This is a genomic window from Myxococcus llanfairpwllgwyngyllgogerychwyrndrobwllllantysiliogogogochensis (assembly GCF_006636215.1).
GTDB classification, from domain to species: domain Bacteria; phylum Myxococcota; class Myxococcia; order Myxococcales; family Myxococcaceae; genus Myxococcus; species Myxococcus llanfairpwllgwyngyllgogerychwyrndrobwllllantysiliogogogochensis.
Window position 1 is genome coordinate 1 of sequence record NZ_VIFM01000475.1, and the last position, 3422, is coordinate 3422.

Annotated in this window: 3 protein-coding genes; all 3 read right to left on the bottom strand. The window is 74.8% G+C overall.

Features of this window, described 5'->3' with window-relative positions:
• Nucleotides 1-13: 13 nt before the first annotated feature.
• The 3 genes from FJV41_RS48475 to FJV41_RS48485 are packed head-to-tail and all read right to left on the bottom strand — an operon-like array spanning nucleotide 14 to nucleotide 2924.
• Entirely contained in the window at nucleotides 14-622 is a 609-nt protein-coding gene (locus FJV41_RS48475; RefSeq protein WP_141649407.1) for a methyltransferase family protein, read from the bottom strand.
• Nucleotides 619-1893, bottom strand: coding sequence for a condensation domain-containing protein (locus tag FJV41_RS48480; RefSeq protein WP_141649408.1), 1275 nt, complete (start codon nucleotides 1891-1893; stop codon nucleotides 619-621). The genes FJV41_RS48475 and FJV41_RS48480 overlap by 4 nt, the downstream gene beginning before the upstream one ends.
• Nucleotides 1875-2924 (bottom strand): hypothetical protein, encoded by a 1050-nt coding sequence (locus FJV41_RS48485; protein WP_141649409.1) that lies wholly within the window; start codon nucleotides 2922-2924, stop codon nucleotides 1875-1877. The genes FJV41_RS48480 and FJV41_RS48485 overlap by 19 nt, the downstream gene beginning before the upstream one ends.
• Between the last annotated feature and the right edge of the window lie 498 nt (nucleotides 2925-3422).

Sequence of the window (3422 nt, forward strand, 5' to 3'; positions counted from 1 at the left end):
CTGCATGGGGCCTTTAGAGGTAACGGGGGACGCGCTGGCGGTAGCGCGCGTAGGCCTCGCCGAGGCGGGCGGAGAGGTAGCGCTCCTCCTGGAGCACCAGCCCGTGGAACAGCCCCCCCAGCACCGCGCACGCCCCGAGCGTCACCAGCGACGGAGCCCAGAGCGAGGCGCCCACGAGGTACAGGTAGGAGAAGACGTAGATGGGGTTGCGCGAGGAGCGGTGGAGTCCTCTCTCGTGCAGCACGGGCGGGGCCTCCCCCGCGTCCACGCCGATGCGGAACGTCGCGCCCATGCCGTATTGCGCCGCCAGCATGCCCACCAGCCCGAGCACGCCCAGCGCCCAGCCCACCTCCGGCGGAAGGGCCAGCAGGGGCCGGCCCCAGGGCAGCTCGGACCAGCGCGGCCAGAGCGCCGCCACCACCGAGCCCGCCCACACCAGCGAGGCGCCGCTGATGCGCCGCGTGAGGCGCGTGTGGGCGGAGTCGGCCCCGGTGCTCCGGTAGGCCAGCGGGCTGCGGCCGAAGCGCAGGCGGTAGACGAGGCTTGCGCCCAGGTGCCCCAGCAGCAGGTGCAGCGAGATGAAGCCCAGGTAGAGCGCGGGCGCGTCGCGAAGCCCCTTCATGGGTTTACCACCTCCGCCGGAAGTCCGAAGCCCGAGGAGGCCCAGCCCGCGAGCTGCTCGGTGAAGTCGCGCAGCTCGCCCCGGGTCCACAGTCCCTCGAACGTCGCCGTGTTGATGTTGAGCGTGTCGCCAAAGCCCAGGCCCGTCGCGCCCCAGGTGGCCGTGTGGCTGCGCAGGGAGTGGATGCGGAAGGGCGCGTCCACGAAGTGCTTGTCGAGCCGCCCCAGGTAGGTCGCCACCAGCGTGTTGGTGCGGGGCTCGGCCACCAGCCCGGGGCGCGCGTTGCGCCGCAGCACGGGCCCCGGGGCGAGCCGCGCCACCGCCATGCACTCCAGCGCCGTCGTCCAGTGCACGCCCTCGTCGAGCACGCGCCGCAGCGCCTCGCGCACCAGCACCGCCAGGGCGGGCGCGTCCTCCAGCCGGGCGCGGACCTCCCGCAGGGGAAACTCCAGCGGCACCGTCGAGCAGCCGTTGCCCAGCATCCGCCCCAGCCCCAGCATGGGCCGCAGGTCCACCGGCACCCGCAGGCGGATGAGCCCGTCCTTGGTGGGCTCGCGCAGCGCGACGCCCGCCAGCAGCGCGGCGAAGAAGACCTCCGAGGCCTGGACGTCCGTGCGCCCAGCCGGGAGTGTCAGGCGCGCCGTCGCCATCAACGAGCGGCCCGCGGTGTCTCCACTGCGGCGCAGGCCCAGGCCCCGCGGCGCGAGGAGCCGGCGGCGGGGGCTCGCGAGGCCCAGCACCCTGCCCGGCCCGCGCAGCGCCACGAGCAGCACCTTGCCATCCGTCAGCGTCGAGGGGCCCAGCGGGGGCGACTCCGACGCGCGCCCCGCGCAGTGCAGCCAGAGCCGCTCCAACAGGTGGGCGAGCGCCTTGGCGTCCCCAATCGCGTGGTGGAGCTGGATGGCGAGCAGCCACGGGCCCGGCGCGCCATCGGCCAGGGGGTGGAGGTGCAGCCGCAGCGGCACGTCCCTCGCGAGGTCCACCCGGGTGTTGATGACCCGAGTCACCGCCTCGGGCTCGTCCAGCGGCTCGGCGCCTTCCAGCAGGGCCGCGTCCACCGCCTCGTCCGTGCGCGGCGCGGGCACCCACGCACCGCGCGCGTCGTCCCAGGCCACGTTGAGCCGCTCGCTCTCGTGCACCAGGGCGCGCAAGGCCCCGCGCAGCCGCGCCACGTCGGGCCGCGCGTCGATGCGCAGCAGCACCGTGGCCCAGATGGTGGCCACCTCGCCGTCCAGCCGCGCGAGGAGCGTGTCTACGAAGTTCGCGCGCATCGCTCCACCCATCCGCTCCACAGGGCCCGGGCCGCCTCGCCGTCCACCCGCGCCCGCCCCACCGCCTCGCACGCCCGCTCCGGCGACGGCAGGTGCTGGAAGACGATGTCGTCGGGCGCGTCCAGGCGCGGGCGGAGGCCTGTCGGCAGGTAGCCCGCCGCGAGGAGCACGGGCGTGGCCTCGGCCACCCACTGGGGCTCGCCCATGGACAGGTGGACGAGGTCCACGCGCGCCCGCGAGGACGGGAGCGCTGTGGCCCCCTGCCCTTCCCCGGCGGGCCCCACCAGCTCCCGCCGTTCGAGCCGCAGGGACTCGTTCCAGTCGAGCGGGCGCGGCACGAGGCCCCCAGGGCGAGGGCGGCGCGCAAGCGGCGTCAGCTCCACCGTCCCCGGCAGGCCCGAGGCGGCGAGGATGGACGCGAGCCACTCCCCCCACGGCCCCGCGGGCAGGAAGCGCCGACGTGGAGGCAGCGGCGCGAGCACCGTCGTCATCGCCAGCGCCTGCATCGGCAGGCCCGAGCCCTCCACGCCCACCAGCCTCTCCCCTTCGGTGTAGTCGACGATGAGGCCCACCGGCACGGCCCGCATGAAGCGCGACGCGTAGCGCTGCGCCATGAGGTGCAGCGTGGACGTCTGCTGGTGCAGGAAGCCCACGCGCGCCTTGAGCTGCGCCAGGAGGTGGCTCCACAGCCGCTCGTGCTCGGAGCGGTCCATGGCGGTGCGCCGGATGGGCAGGGCCAGGGAGAGCCCCGAGTCCAGGGAGTCCCGCCCCGGCTTGCACCACAGCCCCGTGTGCCAGAGGAGCGTGCCCTGGGCATCGAACTCCCCCAGGCTGAGCAGCGCGCCGGCCCTCCAGAGCCGCGAGGCCCCTCCAGGCTCATGGAGGAAGCGGTAGGAGTAGCTCCCGGCGTAGCGCGCGTGGAGCAGCTCGCGCAGCGCGGGCTCATCGGGCTCCGCCAGCCAGCGGGTGTGCTCGCTGGGCTGGGCGGCGCGAAGGCCGTCAAAAGGGGAGGCGGCGCGTTCCCGGCACATGAAGTGTCAGCAATGCACCAACAGGGCCAGCCGGGAAGCCCCCCTCCTTCCGAGGAGATGGGCCCGGCCGCCGCCCAGCGCCCCCACCGGGTGTGCAGCCCGCTACACGGGGTGGAGTGCTCGGCTGCACAGGCGGCAAGCACCTGCCCGGCCGTGCATCCCCGGCGCCCTTGGTGGGGCCCGGCGTCACGCCCACTGCGTGGGGTGTGGAGACAGGCTTAAGGGTCTTGGCGTACGTGAAGGGGGCCCCCGGGGGGCGGGCGATTCTGGAGCACCTGGGCTTGCCCACGGCATGTGCGAGGTTGGCCCCAGCACGTGGGCCATCCCAGGCCGTGTGGTGTTGAGGCTCAAGACAGCCCACAGGCCCAGGCTCCTGCCACACACCTGATGGGAGCGCTGTCTGGGCAGGCTGCCCCAAGGGGGCTCCAGCGGCCTGTCCACCGGCAGGGAGCTTCGCTCGGGCGGCCCCGTCTGCGGCCCTCCTCGGCCCCTCTGCCC